The sequence below is a fragment of the Acetobacter sp. genome, from assembly GCF_047723915.1.
Taxonomy (GTDB): Bacteria; Pseudomonadota; Alphaproteobacteria; order Acetobacterales; family Acetobacteraceae; genus Acetobacter.
Genome location: NZ_JBDOBQ010000010.1, coordinates 83,601 through 101,944, shown reverse-complemented (window position 1 = coordinate 101,944; position 18,344 = coordinate 83,601). Strand labels below are relative to the sequence as shown.

Sequence of the window (18,344 nt, the reverse complement as noted above, 5' to 3'; positions counted from 1 at the left end):
GGCGCTCGCCCGGCCGGAATGGCTGATCGAAGTGGATGTCATCGCACACCTGCCGGACTGATACGGGTTTGTCGTGGGTGTTTCATCAGAGGCTTAAACCATGAAAACCCATGAAAATGACGGGTGGCTTTGAAAACCCGTCTGCACGCCGGATGCAGCAAAACAGATAAAAGTTTTTGGTGAAGCTTTTTTCAAAAAGCTTCAGAAAACAGTTTCATTCATAAAAAAAGGCGGTGCCCGGAAGCAACCGCCTTTTTTAACCCGCTATGTCCTATAGGCTCAGTAAGCGCCGGACAGCAGCGCGCCGCCAGCCGGGGCCACGCGTTCCAGCCCGAGTGCCTTGAGCATGGCATAGGTGGTTGCCACAGCGGCACTCAGCGTGGGCTTGCCTGTCAGGGCTTCCACCAGCGGCACGACGGGGAGCGAGGGCATCTGCACGCAGGCGGACACCACCACCGCATCGGCATCCTTATAGTTCAGCTTTGCGGCAATGTCGGGCAGGCGGCCGCAGTCATGGCGGGCCACATCCAGATTGTCGGGAATTTCAAGGGCGACGTAATCGATCACCTCCACCCCTTCCTGTGCGATGTAGTTCACCACCAGTTCGGTCAGCGGTTTCATATACGGGGCGATGACAACAATCTTTTTCGCGCCGAGCACTTTCAGCCCTTCCACCAGCGCGCCGGCACTGGTTACGACCGGGGCGGGGTGGCCGTTTTCCACCGTGCGACCATGCAGGCGTTCTTCCGACACGCGGTGATAGCCCGGCCCCATGGACATGGTGGCCACAAGGCAGGCATAGCCCAGCACGTCCAGCGCGGCGTCGCTCAGTTCCAGCGCGCAGCGGTCGGACTGTGCGTCCATGGCGGCCAGTTCGTCGCGGTTGACGGTCTTCATGCGCATGCGCGCGGAATGGAAGGTAAAGCGTTCGGGCCTGATGCTTTCACGCAGTTTCAGCAGGGCCGGAATTTCGGTTTCCATCGTGATGTTGGAGCTGGGTACGATCTGCCCGATCCGGTAGACGGATGTCATGGTGTTCTCCGTAATCCCCCGTTTATGGGGTGTTTTCTTGTTCCGGCGGGTGCGAACAGCCCGCCGGGTGGCGTAAGGCCGGGTTACAGGGTGACGGCAAAAAACCCGTCAAGATTGTCCCACGGGATCATGTGCCCGGCATCGGGCACGCGCACGATTTCGATCGCGGGGTTCAGGCCCAGGATTTCCTGCTCGTCCTCAGGCAGGATCACGCCGCCGCGTGTGGCCACCACCAGCTTCGTGGGTACGGACAGGTGCGGCAGGTCCTGGTGTATGTCCTCGGTCTGGAACTTCTCGAACGTGATGCGAATGGCCAGTTCGTCGCAGGTGTGCAGCCACTGTGCGCGGAGCTGGCGCTGTTCCTCGGTCCAGCTCGGGCAGAATTTCAGCATGTCTTCTGCCGTCATGCCGCGCCGCGCCTGGCGGATGGACTGGGTGTACCAGTCCAGGTTGGCGGGGTAGGGGCGGCGGCCGGGGCCGCTTACGGGCGGGTCCACCAGCACCAGCCCGGCAAGACCCGTGCTGTCGTGGCGTGCGGTGCGGATGGCGATGCGCGCGCCCATGGAATGGCCCATGAGGGTCACGTCCTTCAGGCCCAGTGCGTCAATGAAGCCGCGCACGTCTGCGGCGTAGGTGTCCAGGTCGTAGTCCAGATCCGGGCCGGTCTCGGACAGGCCACGCCCGCGCACGTCCAGCACATACACGTCGTATTTGCTGGCCAGCCCCTCGGCCACGAAACCCCAGGTAATGGCGGGGCTGGTAATACCCGGCACCAGCACCAGCGGCGTGCCGTTGCCGCCATAGCGCAGGTAATGCTGGCGAATGCCATTGGCGTTGATGTTGGCGCCGTAAAGCAGGCGGGTATCGGTCATGAGGGGCTCCGCGTCTGGTTGGGTAGTCGGGAAAGAAAGGTGTCAAGGTCAAGCACATCGCCGCATTTCTGGGCCATGTCGAACAGGTTGGCCTCATGCGGGCCAATGGCGCGGTCGCCCACGCAGTCCGACACCACAATGGGGCGGAACCCGGCCTGCATGGCGTCCAGCACGCTGGCGCGGATACAGCCCGATGTCACGCAGCCCGCCACCACCACGGTCTGCACCCCATGGGTGACGAACCATGCGGCAAGCGGGGTGCCCGCAAAGGCCGACGGTACGGTCTTGCGCACCACGTATTCGCCCGGCAGGGGGGCCAGTTCGGGCACGATGGCCGAGGCCGGGTTGGTTTCGGTCAGGCCCAGCATGGTGGGCACTTTCAGCGAAAAAATGTTCGCATCCGAACCGTCATCGGCAAAAACGATGCGGGTATGGGCAATTTTCCAGCCCCGTGTGCGGGCGGCGGCCAGCAGGGCGCGCGTGCGCTCTATGGCCTGTGGAATATTGCCGCCGCCAAAGGCGTTGGGGTCGGCAAAACCATTGACGAAATCAACGATCAGCAGGCCAATGCCGCTGACAATGCCAATCTCGTTGCCGAAGCCCTGCTTGCGGTAACGATCCTCGTCGCGGGGGCTTTGCGATGTCATTCCTGATCCTCCAGCAGTTTTCCGTCCTGCACCACCGCCACGCCATCGAGCATGACGGTGCAGTTGCGCATGGGTATGTCGATATGGCAGGCGGTGTCGCGCGTGCCGCCGGCCTCGTTGTTCGGCCCCGTGGACCACAGGAAATTGCCCGCACAGGCGCGCGGGTCCATGCCGATACTGGCTTCACGGTCGTAAAAGCCCATGACGGACCAGTGCGCGCGGTGCTGCAGGCCCCAGCCGATATGCGAGACGGCATACACTTCGGGGTCGTTGAAGCTGTCCATGTAGTCGCGCAGGTGTTCGGCCTCGAACCCGCCTTCGATCGCGCGGACAAAGCCTTTTTCAAGGTGGCAGGTCACGGGCGCACTCAGGTAGCTTTTCTGCGGCAGCAGGATATCGCCCGGCGCCAGCACGATCGTGCCTTCGGCCGACCCCTCGTTCGACCAGGTGGCCAGAAAGCCGCTGGGCCAGTGGTCCCACCGGCCGGGGGCGTCCACAAAACCGTATTCCTCCAGCATGGGGTAGTCGCCCAGTGCGAAGCTGGCGTCGGTCCCCGCGGCGGAGGTCACGCGCATGGTTTTGGCCGCCTGAAGTTTAGCCGACGCCGCCAGCACGCGGGTGCGGTCCTCGGCCGTGGGGGTCATGCGCACCAGCACCTCGGGCGGTTCCACCGCCAGCAGGATACGCCCGCCCGCCGCCAGAATTTCGTGCTGTTCGGCCGAGAACAGCAGCGTCATGAGGTCGAGCACCATGGTGCTGGCCTTGAGCATTTCCACCGCCGCACGGTTGTCGGTCAGCGGTGTTTTGCCCACATAGGCCAGCGGATCGCGCGAGAAGGACAGCGCGCCATTGGTGGGTTGCAGGTCCAGCCGGTTGGCGATGGCCCCTTTCTCCTGCACGGCGATAATCGCGCAGCGCAGGGTCTGGGCGTTGGTGTCGCCCGATGTCAGCAGGGCGACGGTATCCCCCGCCTTGAGGTTGCTGAGTTCCAGCACCTGCCGCCAGGCCTGCACGAGTTCAAAATCACTGACCGCCATGGGTGGTATCCTTTCTGCCGGGCCTGAAAGAGAGAAGCTGGTTAAGGCCGATTGCCGCGATGGTGGCGGTGGAAATGCCGCCCAGCGTGACCGTGCCGATGGAAAAAGACATGTCCCCCGCCCCCGCGATCAGGGCCACCCCGACGGGGAACAGGGTTGCGGGGTCGGAAAAATCAACGCGGTTATCGATCCAGATCCGCACCATGGTGGCCGCGATCAGCCCCAGCAGGCCCACCGCAAGCCCGGCCAGAACCGCGTCGGGAATGGCGCGCAGCAATGCGCCGAAAAACGGCGAAAAGCCCAGCAGCACCGCAAAGCTGCCCGCCACCGCGAAGGTCAGGGTGGAATACACGCGCGACAGCGCCATAACGCCGATATTCTCGACATAGGTGGTCACACCCGTCCCCCCCATGGACGCCGCCAGCATGGTGGCAAGACCGTCGGCGGTAAAGGCGCGGCCCATCATGGGTTCCATCGGCCTGCCGGTAATGGTGCTCAGCGCTTTGAGATGGCCCAGGTTTTCGGCCACCAGCACCAGTGCGACCGGGGCCAGCAGGGTGGCCGACTGCACACTGAAGCGTGGCGTGACCAGATGCGGCAGGCCGAACAGGGGGGCCGCCCGTATGGCGGCAAAGTCGATCGGGGGCATGAGGTGCAGCCCGTTCGCCGCCAGCGCATATACGGCACTGGCCAGAACCAGTGCCACAAGAATGGCAATACGGCGGATGAAGGACGGCGCGTAACGGGCCAGCACCACCATGCACAGCAGGGCGAACAGGCCGCATGCGGTCTGCACCCCGCCATGGCCCAGCCCGCGCGTGGCGACAGGGGCCAGGTTCAGCCCGATGGCCGCCCCCACCGCGCCGGTCACGGCAGGGGGCATCAGCCGTTCGATCCACTGCGTGCCGGTCAGCCCGACCAACACCCCGATCAGCGCATAGACAAGCCCCGCCACAAAAATACCGCCGCAGGCCAGGGCAATATCCGGGTTGGGACCATGGCCGGAATAGTGGGTCAGGGCCACCACAAGGGCAATGAACGAAAAGCTGGACCCCAGATAGCTGGGCACGCGCCCGCCGGTCAGCACAAAAAACAGCAACGTGCCCAGCCCGGACGCCAGGATGGCGATATTGGGGTCAAACCCCATCAGCAGCGGCCCAAGAACGGTGGAGCCGGTCATGGACAGCACATGCTGCGCCCCCAGCAGCACGGTCTGTGTCGCGCCGGGGTGTTCATCCGGCGCGACACTGCCCTGCGTGCCGACCCGCCGCCATGTGGGGAACCATTGCCCGGTCATGGGGTCTGAACCGGAGTGCGGGCCGGGGTCTGGGCAGGGGTATGGCCCGCAGTGTGTCCCACAGCGTGGCTCTCCTGAGCGCGCAGGCGGGCTATCGTTGCGGGCAGGTCGGTCCAGGCAGGCTGGTCCGGCGCCATGGTGCGGCGCAGGAAGCCGAGCAGTTCCGCCAGTTGGCGGTCAGACATCAGCGACCGGTAGGACGGCATGACCATGCCCGTATCGGAAACCGGCGCGGGCACGCCGTCAAGCAGAATGCGGATCAGGTTGTCGGGGGTCGGGGCATACAGGTTGGAATTGAGTGCAAGCTGCGGTCTCGGCCCGAACAGATGCGCGCCTTCCCCTTCATGGCAGGCGGCGCAGGCCCCGTTATACAGCCGCGCACCTTCGTTCTGGTCCAGTGCCTGCCGTTGGCGTGCGCTGTCCACAAGTGCTGCGCGGCGTGCGGCCAGGGTATCCGGCGCGCGGCCGCTGACCGGGCTGGCTACGGTTGCCTGTGTAACCGGGGTGGCGGCCGGAGTGGGGGCAAGAGGGACTGCGGAAGGGGCCGTAACGGGGGCCACCTGTTCCGGCGGTGTGGTGTCCTGCGCCGCTGCTGTCGGCCCGCCTGCCACCGTGCGTGTGTCGAAGGAGGCGATATAATGCGCCATGGCCCGGACATCCGCGTCGGGCAGGTCTTTCATGGCGTGTACTACGGGGGCCATGGGGCCACCGGCGGGGCCGTGGTTGGGGCTGTAGCCGGTACGCAGGTAGGCGTACAGGTCATCCTCCGTCCAGGGGAGTGGCGCGTGGGAAAGGCTGCTCAGGGCGGGCGCGGTCCAGCCTTCGGCCTCACCCCCGGCCAGGTAGGCCCTGCCTGCGCGTTCGGCGCCCAGGGCATTGCGCGGTGTGTGGCAGGCCGAACAGTGCCCCGCCCCTTCGGCCAGATATGCCCCCCGGTTCCACAGGGCCGACTGTGTGGGGTCGGGTGTGAAGGGGGCGGGGTTATGGAACAGCGTGTTCCAGCCCGCCATGGTAAAGCGCAGGTTATAGGGGAATTTCAGCGCCGTGGCGGGCGGGGCCGCGCGCACGGGGTCCTGGCTCATCAGGTAGGCGTACAGGGCCTGCATGTCGTCTTCGTTGATCTTGGCGAAGGACGTGTAGGGAAAGACCGGATACAGGTGCCGCCCGTCGCGGCTGATCCCCTGCCGCATGGCCCGCGCGAATGCCGGGTAGGACCACGTGCCGATACCCGTTTGCGCATCGGGGGTCAGGTTGGTGGAATAGACCGTGCCAAAGGGCGTATCCAGCGCCAGTCCCCCGGCATTGGTCATACCACCGGCCGCCGTGTGGCACACCGCGCAGTCGCCCGCCGCCGCGACCTGCGCGCCCCGCGCGATGGCAGCGGCTGAAAACAGCGTGCGATCAGGCGGGGCAATGGGCGCAATGGGGGCGCGCCATGGCATCATGCCAGCCAGAATACCGCCAGTGGCGATGAACGCCGCCGCCATGCCGCCCTTTTTCGCCCGTTTCCACCAGCGCCCGCCTGCCATGGCCGGGGCAGGGGCCGCCCCGCCAATCTGCAACGGGGGCACGGGGGCTGGCTGTTCGGCTGACAGCGGGCCAAGGGCTGCGTCCAGCCGGGCCTTGACCTTTTCAGGCGTGAACGGAACATCGCGAAAGCGCACGCCTGTTGCATCGTACAGGGCGTTGGCAATGGCCGCCGCACTCGGCACGGAGGAGGACTCCCCCGCCCCCAGCGGCGGCTGGTCGGGCCGTTCCATCAGCAGGGGTTCGATGGCGGGCAGTTCGGGGAAGGTTATGAGCGGATACCCGCCCCATTCCTTGTTTTCCACGCCCTGTTCGTCAAAACTGACCTGTTCGCGCAACGCCCGGCTGGTGGACTGGATGACATTGCCGTGCAACTGGTGGCGCACCCCGGCGGGGTTGATCATCAGTCCCGCATCCTGCCCCACAACGGCGCGGGTCACGCTGACAACCCCTGTCGCGCGGTCCACCTCCACATCGGCCACCCAGGCCGACCATGCTGCAGGCACGCCGGGAAACGTGCCGTGTACATACTGCGCATAGGCAAGGCCGCGCCCGCGCAGGGTGCGGGCTGCGGCATCGGGGGCTACCGGCTGGGTGCGCGGTGTCCAGTCCGCGCGGGCTGCGGTGGCTTTCAGCAGGTCGGCCGCACGCTGGTCGGGCAGGTGGCGCAGGCGGTATTCCAGCGGGTCCACCCCGGCTTGCGCCGCCAGTTCGTCGATATAACTGTCATGGGCGAAGCTGTTGGGCATGGCCGACACGCCCCGGAACCACGAGGCACGGGCAATGGGGGCCATGTCCTTTACGGTCACGCGGGCATTGGGGTAGGCGTATGGCGGAATGGAGGTGCGGTCGCCCATCTGCGCCACGGGGGCGGTGGCGGCAGGCACCACACCCGTCAGCACCAGCGCCAGCAGGGGCGACAGGTCCGACGGGTAGGCCGTGTCCAGATCGTAGGCCACGGGCTGGCCGTTTTGGTCCAGCCCGCCACGGATATTGATTTCCTGCGCGGCCCCCTTGGGTTCCCACACATGTTCCTGCTCGCGCGAAAGCTGCACGCGTACGGGCCGGCCCAGCGCACGGGCGATCAGGGCGGCGTCGCCCCCCACGTCATCGGCGCAGTTGCGGCCGTAACAGCCTGCCGCTTCATGCCGGATAATGCTGATGTCGCGCGTGGACATGCCCATCAGCAACGCCAGATCGGCGCGCAGCATGTGCGGGTTCTGGGTGCCGGACCATACGGTCAGGTGTCCGTCCTGCCAGTCCGCCACCGAACAGGACGGCCCGATGGAGCCGTGCATCTGGTACGGCCAGTGGTAGTCCCGGTCCATCCGGTGGGCCAGGCCCTCCAGTGCGGTGTCCACAGCACCCCGGTCCAGCACCACGCGCGGTTCGTACGGGTTGGCGCCCACAGCCGCCGCCGGATCGGACAGGTCGGGCAGGGGGCAGGGGGCCCAGGTTACCTCCAGCCGGGCGGCGGCCTCCATGGCCTGTTCCTCGCGTTCCGCCACCACGGCCACGAAGTCACCGATCACGATGACATCGACCAGACCCGGCACGTCCGCCACCGACTCGCGCGAGACGCCAAGCAGGGCGCGGCCCACGAACGGCCCCACGGCAAAGCCGCCATAGGGTGGGCGCACCACGCGGGCGTGCAGCATGCCGTCCACCCGCACGTCATGCACGTAAACGGCGCGGCCGGTCACCTTGTCGGGAATGTCCACGCGGGGCATGTCGCGGCCCACCACGCGGTATTCGGCCGGGGTTTTGACCTGAACCGTCTCGTCCAGCGTTTCGCGCACAGACTGGCCGGCCACCAGATCGGCAAGGCCCAGACCCGTCTCCGCACCGCCGGACGCGTTACCGCCTGCGGGCTGCACCACCACGCGCCCGGCGCGCAGCGTCAGACTGGCTGCGGGGTGGCCGGTCAGGGCCTGCGCGCGGGCAAGCAGAAGACGCCGCGCCTGCGCCGCCGCCTTGCGCAGCGGTATGGCCGTGACCTGTATGGTCTCGCTGGCAATGGTGGCCCCCTGGTCGGGTGTCGCATCCGTATGGCCAAGCACCATGCGCACATCGCCCGGTGGGGCGTCGAGTTCGTCGGCCAGAATCTGCGCGAGCGACGTGGCAATGCCGGTGCCCAGATCCACATGGCCGCAAAAGCCGCGGACCTGGCCCTGCGCGTCGATGGTGATCAGCGTTTCGTCCCGCGGGATGAACTCCCCGCGTGCGGCAAGCCCCTTGGGGGGCTGGGCCGGGCGGAAAATGCACAGCCCTTCCCCCACCATGGCGGATTCGGAGGGGCTTCTGCCTGCCTGCGCGGCGGTGCCTTGCCCTGCACCGCCTGTGTTGTCGGGACTGATCGCGGGGCTGGTCCCGGGTGCGGCCCCCGGGGCTGCTGCCGGGGTGGCCACCGAGGTTGCCATGGGGGCCGCCATAGGGTGCGGCATGGCTGCCCCCATGGGTGCGGTGCCATCGGGCGTGGGGGTGCGCCCGGTGGGGCCGTCATGCGGCGCGTCGGTCGCGGTCATGGGTTCTCTCCGGGCAGTGGCACCCGGTCATGCGGCGGGGCCAGACCGGTCAGGACGGTGGCGGGTAGCCCCGCCGCGAGACAGGCTGCCTGCATGATTTCGACATGGGTGCCGCAGCGGCACAGATTATACCGCAGGGCTTCGCGCAGGGCGGTTTCGTCGGGGTTGGGCACGGCGGTCAGGAACGCGCGCAGGGTCATGACCATGCCGTTCAGGCAATAGCCGCACTGGGCTGCCTGCGCGGTGACGAATGCCTGCTGCACCGGATCAAGCGCGCCGGCCGGGGCCAGCCCCTCCAGCGTGGTAATGGCGTGGTGGGCCGCCACGTCCACCCGCACCACGCAGGCGCGCGCGGCCTTGCCGTCCAGCGACACCGTGCAGGCCCCGCACTGGCCCGCGCCGCACCCGTATTTGGGGCCGTTCAGCCCCAGATCGTTGCGCAGCACGGTCAGCAGCGGTGTGTCGGCAGGGGCCGTGACAGCATTTTCATGTCCGTTGACCCTGAGCCTGAAACAGCCTTCTGGCATTGCGCGCCCCTTTCCGTCAGGTGCCCAGTTTCAGGTCGTAGACATTATCCCCATAGCACCAGTAGGGGTCTTCGGGGGCTTTGAGCCACGTATTGGCGTTGGATACGCTCTGCACCCGTGTCGCGCGTGTTTTGCGGGCGGCGTAATAGGCGGCGAATGTGCGTTCGAGATCCTGCGTGCCCAGTTCGGCCAGGCAGCGCGTCAGCACGGCGGCGTCTTCCACCGCCATGGCGGCGCCCTGCGCCATATGCGGTTTCATGGGGTGGCAGGCATCGCCCAGCAGCACGGTCCGCCCGCGTGACCATACGGGCAGCGGGTCACGGGTCTTGAGCGGCCATTGGGTCACGGTGTCGGTTGCGTCGATATAGCCCTGCACCAGCGGGTGAAAACCCTCGAATGCGGCCTTCAGCGCCGCGCGGGAACTCGGGAGCTGGCCCGAACGGTCGGTCCATTCGCCCGGCTCCCCGGTTACGAGGTAGAATTCGTCCTGGTCGCGGTCCAGATAATAGCACACGATATGGCGGTCGGGGCTCCACCATTTGGCGTTCACATCCGCCCCCAGCGCACGTGCGGCAGCACCGGGAATAATGGCGCGGTGGGCGACCCAGCCGGTATAGACGGCTTCCTCCGCCCCGAAGATTTTCTCGCGTACACGTGAGTTTATGCCGTCCGAGCCAATCAGCACATCCACCGTCTCACGCGCACCGTTCTCGAAATCCAGCGATACGGAGTGGCCGTTATCGGTGAAGTCGACCAGCCTGTGGCCCCAGCGCACGCGCGCGGGGTCGATGCAGTCCAGCATGGCCTGATGCAGATCCCCCCGGTGGATGGTGATATAGGGGGCCCCGTATCGCGCGCGTTCGGCATTGAGCGGAATTTCGGCCATGACGGTGCCGTCGTCCCATTTGCGGCTGACCCAGTAGTCGGGCAGGCAGGACATGGCTGTCAGTTTCCGGTCCAGTCCGTCGAGATGGCTGAGGATTTTCAGCACATTGGGGCCGAACTGGATTCCTGCTCCCAACCGCGAAAAGCCGGGTGCCTGGTCGAACAGAACAACGTCGAACCCCGCGCGCTGCAACAGCCCCGCCGCGGTAACGCCCCCAAGCCCGGCCCCGGCAATGCCTATGCGCGGCCCGGTCTGCGTGTGGTGTGCGTGCTGTGTCATGTCGTGAGTCATGCTGTTCACCCCATTGACCCGCATGGCGGACTGCGGACCGTCATGAATAACGTATACATGACAATTTTGGGCTTAGGAAGTCGTTTCGGAATCAAAAAATATGACTCCGCCTTTCAGGCCTCCGGCATGGTCATCGGGTACGGGTTGGTCGGGCGACGGTGTGCTTATGGCCGGGTCGCGCGCCCGGCGTCGGGGGTCAGGGCTGGTGTGTCCTGATCGCGGTAGGGTTGATATTTGGTCGGCGGGACCAGCGGCGTGTACTCGTTCTGGCGCATCTGCAGTTTCAGGCAGTTTTCCAGGGCGTTGTAGTCCTGGGAACCGCTGGCGCGTATTCTCTGGTCGCAGTCGTTCGACAAATCGGGGGGAATATTGTCCCATTGCCGCCGGATCGCATTGAGCGCGTTGCCCTGGCTTGCGATACAGCTTGCAATCGCGTCGGGAGAAAGGCCATCGGCGGTATTGGCGTTACGAAAGCACAGCCCGTTGGTGTCGTAGCGGGGAGGCAGGGCGTCGGCCCTGGCTGGGAGCGGATATGGCCAGCCAGCCAGGGCAAGCACGAGCAGGGCGATTGTTCCGGTTGTACGCTTCATGACCTGCCTTCCGCGCGGATGGGGTGCAGGCGGGCCAGCAGCCCGTGCCAGACTGTGGCCAGCGGAATTATGCCCAGCAGGCGGTGCGCCGCCCAGGCTGCGGCTGCCGCGTTCAGGGCAATGGCGAGCGATGTTGCAATGGCCGCCCCGATACTGCCTGCCATGGGTACAAGAATGGCAAGCCCTGCCAGCAGTACGCCAAGTGAAAGCGCGTTGATCTTGCGCAGGGCTGCCATATGGGCGGTCATGCCCAGCAGTTCGGGCATGCCGGTAAAGCACGCGGCGACAAGCTGCCCCAGCGCAAGAATACGCAACGTGGCTGCCCCCTGACTGTAGCCATGGCCGAACACCGCCAGCAGATGGCCGGGAAACAGCAGCATGCAGCCCGTGACCGGCAACGCCAGGCACAGCACAAGGCCTATGGCCTGGGCGGCACTTTTGTTCAGCCCATGCAGGTTGCCCTGCGCATGCAGGGCGGCGAATTTCGGCGCGGTCATGCCCGTGACGCCGCTTATCAGCAGGGTGTTGACAAGGGCAACGCGCCAAGCCAGCGCGAACAGCCCGGTCTGCTGAGCGGATGCGGCAATACCCAGCGCGATGGACGGTGCTGACGTAATCAGTAACTGGGTCAGTTCCAGTGTAAAAAACGACAGGCCATGAGAGAGAAAATGCGGGTTTTCTGACAATTTCCCTCCCACGGGGAAAGGGGCGGCAAACCGGCGTAACAGGATCAAGCCAATGGCTGCCGTCAGGGCGAAGCTGGCCGCGATCAGGACGAGGGCGCTGGTGACGGTGAAGCGGCCAACAAACATGAGTGGGATGGCAAAAATGCAGAAAATGGCGGGCCAGAGCCAGGAATAGATCATCTGGCTGTAAGTGATGCGGTGCAGCCCGGCCAGCGCGCCAGCCAGCGTTGTGCCGATGTTCTGCGGCAGGATTGTCAGAGCGCTCAGCATCAGGGGCAGGGTCAGGTCCGGCTTGTGCAGCACGGATACGGCAAAAGGTTCTGCCCCCGCTACAAGTGCGGCGGATGCCGCCAGAGATGCCAGCAGAACCAGCCTTTGCGCATTGCGTATGGCCGGGCGTACGGCGGTATCCTGCCCCGATGCGGTATCCACGGCAAGCTGGCGTGTCAGGGCACGGTCGATCCCCAGCCGCCCGAAGCCCGAGAGAGCGACCACGGTGCTGAAGACGATATAAAAGCGCCCGCTCTCGATCACGCCCAGACTTGCCGCGATCAGCAGGTGAAAGCCATAGCGGCTTGGCAGGTCGAGCAGGCGCACACCCAGACTGGCCAGCGCACCGCGCAGGATGGAACCACCATGTGCGCCGGGTGGGCTTGCGGTCTCGGTCATGTCCGCGGTCCTATCAGCCGTGCCCGGCGTTGTGCAGGATGAACAGGGTCACGCTCTGGCGGGGCAGGGTGGCCCCCAGCGCGCCGTTTGCATAGTGTGTGTCGGGCAGGCGGGTCAGCGCATTGTCGGCCAGTTGCCACGTTTCCACCGCGCCATGGTCGGGCAGGTGCGCAAGTGCGATCGTGACAGTGGCCGATGCCTCAAGCTGCTTGTTGATCACCATCACGGTGGCTGCGCCGTCGGTATCGCGGAGTGCTGCAAAGGCGGACACGGTGTCCGGGTCCGGGACTGCGGCTCCGATGCTTGTATTCCCGAACGCCGATCCCTTGCCGTCGTAATTGCGGTACAGCTTCATGGCCTTGTAAACCGGGGTCGTGGCGTCCGGCGTTGCCCAGCGCGTGGCGATATCCAGCCCTTCACGCCCGAAAATGCCCAGAACATCGGCCTGGGCGGTTGCGCCGTTCATCAGCTTTTCGCCGCCCCAGTTATATTCGGTAATGGCGATGGGCGTGCCGGGGTAATAGTACTGGTTTACCCATTTGCGCATGAGCGGAATAAGGGCCACCACGCTTTTGATCCAGCTCGGGTCCGTGTAGCTGGGGTCCCACAGGTCACGGGTGGAGCGGTTGCGGGCCAGTTCCACCTCGCGCGTGTCAGAGTCCGAATACACTCCGTCCTGCGGGTAGAAATGCAGGCTGAATACGTCAACGGGGTGGCCGGCCGCTTTCCACTGCGTCAGCAGCCACGGCACGTAGTCCATGCCCTGGGTAATGCCGGTGCGGTCGGGGGCGTGGTCCAGCCCGTTGGTATTCCCGTATTGCTGGTCGAAACCGCTGTAATGGTAACCCAGCCAGCCCCATTCCTCGGGGGCCACCACCTTGGTTGTGGGGGCAATGGCCTTCACGGCCCTGGAATAGGCAATGATTTTTTTGGCAATTTCATCGGCATGTGCGCCGGTGGGGCGCACATCGCGGTGGATGACCTGCCACATGCTGGGCTCGTTATCGAGAATGATGTAGGGCAGCCCCCCGGCGCCGAACTGCCTGACCAGGTCCCGCAGTCGGGCCTGTTCGTCCGCCAGGCTGGCGGGGGTCTGGGCGTCGTGCGGGTCGTTGCCGGTAATGGGGGTGCCGTTCGCGGCAATGCCGTTGCCCGCGTCGTAAAAGCCGGAGGCGTCGTTGTCCTGCTGCGGCCCGTATTTGGTAATGGCGAAGCTGGCCAACCGCCCGTGATCGGGGCCAAGCTTGGCCTGCCACTCCAGCATGGACAGGGTGATCATGGGGGCCGCACCGGCGGCACGGGTCAGGGTTATGAAACTGGATCCGAACTGGTCGTTGATGGATTGGGGGTCGCAGGGCAGGCTTTCGAAATACCAGTCCTTGCCGGCGTTGCGCGCATTCAACCGCCAGTTATAGGTGGATGCACTATTCCCCCCCGAACGGTTGATGGGCGCGCGCAGGTCCCGGAGCGCGTCGGCCGTGCCGAAGTTCAAGCCGTAAATCAGGGGGCTGATTGGGTGGCGGTTGGCGGAGGCGTCGACCGTAATGGCAATGGGCGATGTCTGGGCGTGGCCAGCGGCCAGCGGGAGCACAAGAGCCGCCAGCATAACGGCGGTCCTGCCTGTCAGGGCACGCAATGCGGTGGAACGGTCAGGGAACGTCAGCGCCATGGTCTGGAATACTCGGTCGGAATTTTGCCGTCAGGCCAGACAGTATCATACATCCCCGTTCTTGCCAGACCGGTTATGGATCCTCTTCGGGGGGCAAGGTTTCTGTCCCGATACCGGTTCTGACGTCCGGGCGCTGGCAATCTTTTAAATTTAACCTCTTTATGGTTGTTGAGTGTGGCAAATAGTGCTGATACAGAGGGTGCGTAGTACTTTATCGAGGAACAAAATAGCGCTTATTCCGGGAGAACTCCTCCTGTATCTGCGATACTCCTGGAGCCTAGAATAAAAACGATGGTTATTTCCACCAGAGCGCGGCCAACCCGCAAAGAAACGGCTGCTTCCCAAAGTCACATAACTACTCGAGATTATCTTAATACGCTTTTTTTCTACCGCAGGATTGCGGGTGCGGTTTTTATATGGACAGTCCTGATCGGTGTAGCTGTGGGGCTGGTCCAGCGGCCGGCCTACAGGGCGGAGGCACGCCTGCTGACGCTGCTTGCGGGCTATTATAACCAGTCCAGTGTCAGTGACGGGGGGACTTCGGCTCCGGTCGAAGGTCAGCTTGTCAGTATCGAAGCGCAGATCCTGAACAGTTCGGAACTGCACCGTGCGGTTATCAAAACCCTGCTTGGACAGGGTGCCACACAGCGGCAGATCGACGACCGCTTGCAGTCCTTCGAGAAACATTTCCATCTCGAACAGGACGATCTCGCCAGTACGATCACCCTTTTCTATACCGATACCGACCCGAAACGGGCGGCGGATATGCTCAATCGCCTTCTGGCGGAATATTTTCTTGAGCGCGCCGCGATTTTTACCTCGGGGCGGGTTTCCTCCCTGATGGAGCAGCGTGATGTAGTGCGTACCGCGCTCGACAAGGTCAATGCCGATATGGTCGCGTTCCAGACCGCGCATGGCATTGTCAGTATCGATGACCAGATCGCCCATGCGGTCGCCCTGCAAAGCCTGCTGAAACAGCGCAAGCTGGAAAACGATGGCGCATTGGCCCAGGATCGGTCAACGCTGGCCTCGCTTCTGGTTTCGGCCAAGGATGTACCGGCCACCATTCTGCTGTTTCGCGATAATGACGAGGCAGCCCGTACGTTGGACACCATGGAGCTTTCGCAGCTTCAGCTTCAGGCGCGGCGGGCCGACCTGGCGTCGCGCTATCTGGCGACGGCGCCGTTCGTGACGCAGATCGACCAGCAGATCAAGGCGTTGCGCTCTTCCATCAACGAGGAAAAAGGAAAGCTGGTTGGCGTTGAACGGTACGGTCACAACGCCTATTACGATACTGTGCAGGACCGGCTGGCGGTTGTCAGTTCCAATATCAAGGGTGAAATCGCGCGCCAGCAGGAACTGGCGGGGCAGCTCGATGGGGCTAATAACGGGGTGCAGGCGCTCATTGGTGCGGCTAACCGGTTGAGCCAGATGCAGATCGAGCGCAATATCCTGACGGAAAGCCTGCGGAGCCTGTCTCATCAGGTGGAACTGGCAAGTATAGACCGGATTCAGGCGGATTCGGCCAGCAGTACGAACGTACGCATCATTCAGGCGCCTTTCCCACCGTCGCATCCCAGTAACCCGCTTAGCATGTTCATAGCTGCGAGCCTTGTCGCAGGGCTGGTGCTGCCGGCCCTGACGGTGCTCGCGCTGGTCAGCCTGCGTGAGACGTTCCTCAGCCCCGAACAGGTCGAGCGTGTTCTGGGGCTGCCGGTTCTGAGCGCACCTATCACGCCGCAGGTTCCGGTAGTCTCTCGCTGGCCGTTCTGGCTGGAAAAAGCGGCGTCTCGCTGGCCCTGGTTGAACAAATACATCCAGCGCTGGCATGTGCTGACGCCTCCCCCCCCGGTGGTGGCGGTGACGGGGGCTGCGCTTCCATCCTACCCGTCGCGGATTTTGTATGGCCGGACAATCAACGCCCTGGACACCAGTTCCGACGCGCCGACAAAAGTGGTCATGATGCTGTCCTTCCAGAATAGCGACGGGCTGCTGGAGGTTGTACAGGGGCTGGCAACGGAGCTTGAGCGGCGTTCGTCACGTTCGATTCTGATTATCGATCTGGCGTCTTCCGCCACGACCGCGCTGTATGGCGAACCCGATATGCAGGGTGAACTTGCCTGGCCTGTAGGCGATGGCGAGACCGGAACCCCCGATGCAACACCCATAGACGCCCACACCCTGGAGACGTTCAATTTCCAGCCCGTGGCCGGGCACGACATTGTGGTAGCCCGCTCGCGGGATGGCAGCATCCATTTTGCTCATCAGCAGGTGGCCAGCCTGCTTGATGGGGCGCGCCAGCGGCATGATTACGTGCTGATCCATGCGCCCCCTGTCAGCGGGTCTTTTGTCGGTGTCGAAAACGCGCGACTGGCGGATGCGACGATCCTTGCTGTCCGTGCCGAAAAAACCCGCAAACCGGTCGTCCTGGGCCTGAAAGCGCAGGTTCAGGAAGCCGGTGGCTGGATCGTCGGTGTCGTGCTGACGCACCGCAAAAGCTATATTCCCGCCGTTATCTATCGTTTTCTGTAATTACCTGCCAGGGGCGAGATGCTCATGACCAAGATCAGCGCGATTCTGCCGCTTAAGACACGAGGCCGACATTACGCCGATAATATTGGCCGGTGCGATATCCTGTTTTCATCCCTGCGGCATTTTACCACGCCCGATACATTTGCACGCTTTGTTCTGGTTGTGCCGCACGACGAGATTGAAGCGGTAAAAGGCTATGCAAAGGCATGGTCCGATTTTCCTCTCGAAATTGTTGACGAATCAGAACATCTGGCGATTTTCAATGAATTTTCGCAGCGGCATCAGATCAGGGGGTGGCACCGCCAGCAGATTATCAAGCTCTATGCGCCAGCCCTGATTGATACCGAATATTTTCTGGTGTTCGACCCGGACTGCTTTGCCACGCACCCATTTACTGCCGATACGCTGGTGATTGACGGCAAGGCTCTGACGCATTATCTGCCCCGCACGACAGAAAGTCGTTTCTGGCGGGATTCGGCAAAACTGCTTGACCAGGACCCGCATCTTGATCGCGACGGTCTGTGGTGGACGCCCACGATCCTGTCCCGTACGCTGTGTCTGCACCTTCAGCGCCGACTGGAAGAGCAATATAAAACAGACTGGCGGCGCGTGCTGTTAAGTCATTATACTCTCGATTGGACCGAATACACGCTTTACTGGCTCAATGCCGAGCGTGAGGGCCTGCTTGAGCGCTATCATGCCCGGCCTGGTCCGGGGCAGCGGACCCTGCACGCGGCTGAAAGCGTGTGGTATGTCGATATGATGCAGGACTGGGACGCCAGACGTCATTTTGCGCTTGAAAGTGACGGGTTGTTTGCCGTGGTGCAGAGCAATACGCATATTTCTCCACAACAGGTGGTGGAAAAACTGTCTCCCTATTTCCCTATTACGTTGCAGCCTTACAAGCGCGACAAGGCGTTTGCGTTGCGCGTGGCCGAACTGTATTCCGCCGTCGTGCGTCGTGCCTTTAAAGGCGTACGTAAACTGTTCGGCCGGTAAGGGCCGGTCATGAACGGATCATGGGCAGGGCTGCTTTGTGTTCTGTCATGTTTGGCGCTGCCATGTATGGAACTGGTCGGTGGCCAAGCCTTGGCTCAGGAAACGCTGACTCAATCGCGACTGATGATTTACGCGGGGCCGCTGTACCGTGAATATCTGGGCTGTCTGAACTGCGATCAGTATGACACCGATTCGGTGTGGAACGCGTACTCTCCACTGGGGTGGGGCAATAGCTATTCCGATTACAGCCATTTCTATATTTACCGACAGGCGCATGGTGTTTATTCAGCCTGCGATCCATTCGCCCGGCAGCCGCCGCGTATTTTGGATGTACAGAACAAGCTTTACGGGTATCTTAATATTTCGAAAATTCAGCAGGGCAGTATTTGTGGGCCAAAAGGCGTGAGAACGATCTGTGACCGGTTGACGGCAATGTGCGAGCAGAAAAACAGCATTGTTCAATAAGAGGTGGAAAGTTCTAAAAGCCCTCTTTTCTTGCCCGCGCAGGAATTGTAATTTATTGATATTATGGGAATTTTAGAAATAACAACGGGATTT

At 63.4% G+C, this 18,344-nt stretch carries 14 protein-coding genes; 3 read left to right on the top strand and 11 right to left on the bottom strand.

Features of this window, described 5'->3' with window-relative positions:
- Window positions 1–279: 279 nt before the first annotated feature.
- The 11 genes from ABF990_RS07815 to ABF990_RS07765 all read right to left on the bottom strand — a co-directional run bounded on the left by ABF990_RS07815 (window position 280) and on the right by ABF990_RS07765 (window position 14,255).
- The gene (locus ABF990_RS07815) at window positions 280–1,032 is read right to left on the bottom strand and encodes an Asp/Glu racemase (protein ID WP_415490804.1); all 753 of its coding nucleotides are present in this window, start codon (window positions 1,030–1,032) and stop codon (window positions 280–282) included.
- Between the two features lie 83 nt (window positions 1,033–1,115).
- Window positions 1,116–1,904 carry an alpha/beta fold hydrolase gene (locus ABF990_RS07810; RefSeq protein WP_415490805.1) on the bottom strand — a complete coding sequence of 263 codons (789 nt, stop codon included), beginning with the start codon at window positions 1,902–1,904 and terminating at the stop codon, window positions 1,116–1,118.
- Window positions 1,901–2,551: an isochorismatase family protein gene (locus ABF990_RS07805; protein ID WP_415500089.1), complete on the bottom strand. Its 651-nt coding sequence runs from the start codon at window positions 2,549–2,551 to the stop codon at window positions 1,901–1,903. Before ABF990_RS07805 ends, ABF990_RS07810 begins: the two co-directional genes overlap by 4 nt.
- Entirely contained in the window at window positions 2,548–3,588 is a 1,041-nt protein-coding gene (locus ABF990_RS07800) for a 2,5-dihydroxypyridine 5,6-dioxygenase (protein ID WP_415490807.1), read from the bottom strand. The genes ABF990_RS07805 and ABF990_RS07800 overlap by 4 nt, the downstream gene beginning before the upstream one ends.
- Window positions 3,575–4,885, bottom strand: a complete 1,311-nt coding sequence (locus tag ABF990_RS07795) for a solute carrier family 23 protein (protein WP_415490808.1) — start codon at window positions 4,883–4,885, stop codon at window positions 3,575–3,577. Before ABF990_RS07795 ends, ABF990_RS07800 begins: the two co-directional genes overlap by 14 nt.
- Window positions 4,882–8,937 (bottom strand): molybdopterin cofactor-binding domain-containing protein, encoded by a 4,056-nt coding sequence (locus ABF990_RS07790; protein WP_415500088.1) that lies wholly within the window; start codon window positions 8,935–8,937, stop codon window positions 4,882–4,884. The genes ABF990_RS07795 and ABF990_RS07790 overlap by 4 nt, the downstream gene beginning before the upstream one ends.
- Entirely contained in the window at window positions 8,934–9,464 is a 531-nt protein-coding gene (locus tag ABF990_RS07785) for a (2Fe-2S)-binding protein (RefSeq protein ID WP_415500087.1), read from the bottom strand. Before ABF990_RS07785 ends, ABF990_RS07790 begins: the two co-directional genes overlap by 4 nt.
- Before the next feature lie 16 nt (window positions 9,465–9,480).
- A complete protein-coding gene (locus ABF990_RS07780) occupies window positions 9,481–10,629 on the bottom strand; it encodes an FAD-dependent monooxygenase (RefSeq protein WP_415500086.1) in 1,149 nt (382 codons plus the stop codon).
- Window positions 10,630–10,805: 176 nt separating this feature from the next.
- Window positions 10,806–11,231 carry a hypothetical protein gene (locus tag ABF990_RS07775; protein WP_415500084.1) on the bottom strand — a complete coding sequence of 142 codons (426 nt, stop codon included), beginning with the start codon at window positions 11,229–11,231 and terminating at the stop codon, window positions 10,806–10,808.
- Window positions 11,228–12,586, bottom strand: a complete 1,359-nt coding sequence (locus ABF990_RS07770; protein ID WP_415500082.1) for a lipopolysaccharide biosynthesis protein — start codon at window positions 12,584–12,586, stop codon at window positions 11,228–11,230. Before ABF990_RS07770 ends, ABF990_RS07775 begins: the two co-directional genes overlap by 4 nt.
- A 13-nt stretch (window positions 12,587–12,599) precedes the next feature.
- Window positions 12,600–14,255 (bottom strand): glycoside hydrolase family 44 protein, encoded by a 1,656-nt coding sequence (locus tag ABF990_RS07765; protein WP_415500081.1) that lies wholly within the window; start codon window positions 14,253–14,255, stop codon window positions 12,600–12,602.
- Window positions 14,256–14,696: 441 nt separating this feature from the next.
- On the opposite strand from ABF990_RS07765, the gene ABF990_RS07760 reads away from it, so the two are divergent.
- The 3 genes from ABF990_RS07760 to ABF990_RS07750 are packed head-to-tail and all read left to right on the top strand — an operon-like array spanning window position 14,697 to window position 18,251.
- Complete coding sequence (locus ABF990_RS07760) at window positions 14,697–16,787, top strand: exopolysaccharide transport family protein (protein WP_415490815.1); 2,091 nt, start codon at window positions 14,697–14,699, stop codon at window positions 16,785–16,787.
- A gap of 24 nt (window positions 16,788–16,811) precedes the next feature.
- Window positions 16,812–17,786, top strand: coding sequence for a DUF6492 family protein (locus ABF990_RS07755; protein WP_415490816.1), 975 nt, complete (start codon window positions 16,812–16,814; stop codon window positions 17,784–17,786).
- Between the two features lie 9 nt (window positions 17,787–17,795).
- Window positions 17,796–18,251 (top strand): hypothetical protein, encoded by a 456-nt coding sequence (locus ABF990_RS07750; protein ID WP_415490817.1) that lies wholly within the window; start codon window positions 17,796–17,798, stop codon window positions 18,249–18,251.
- Window positions 18,252–18,344: the final 93 nt, after the last annotated feature.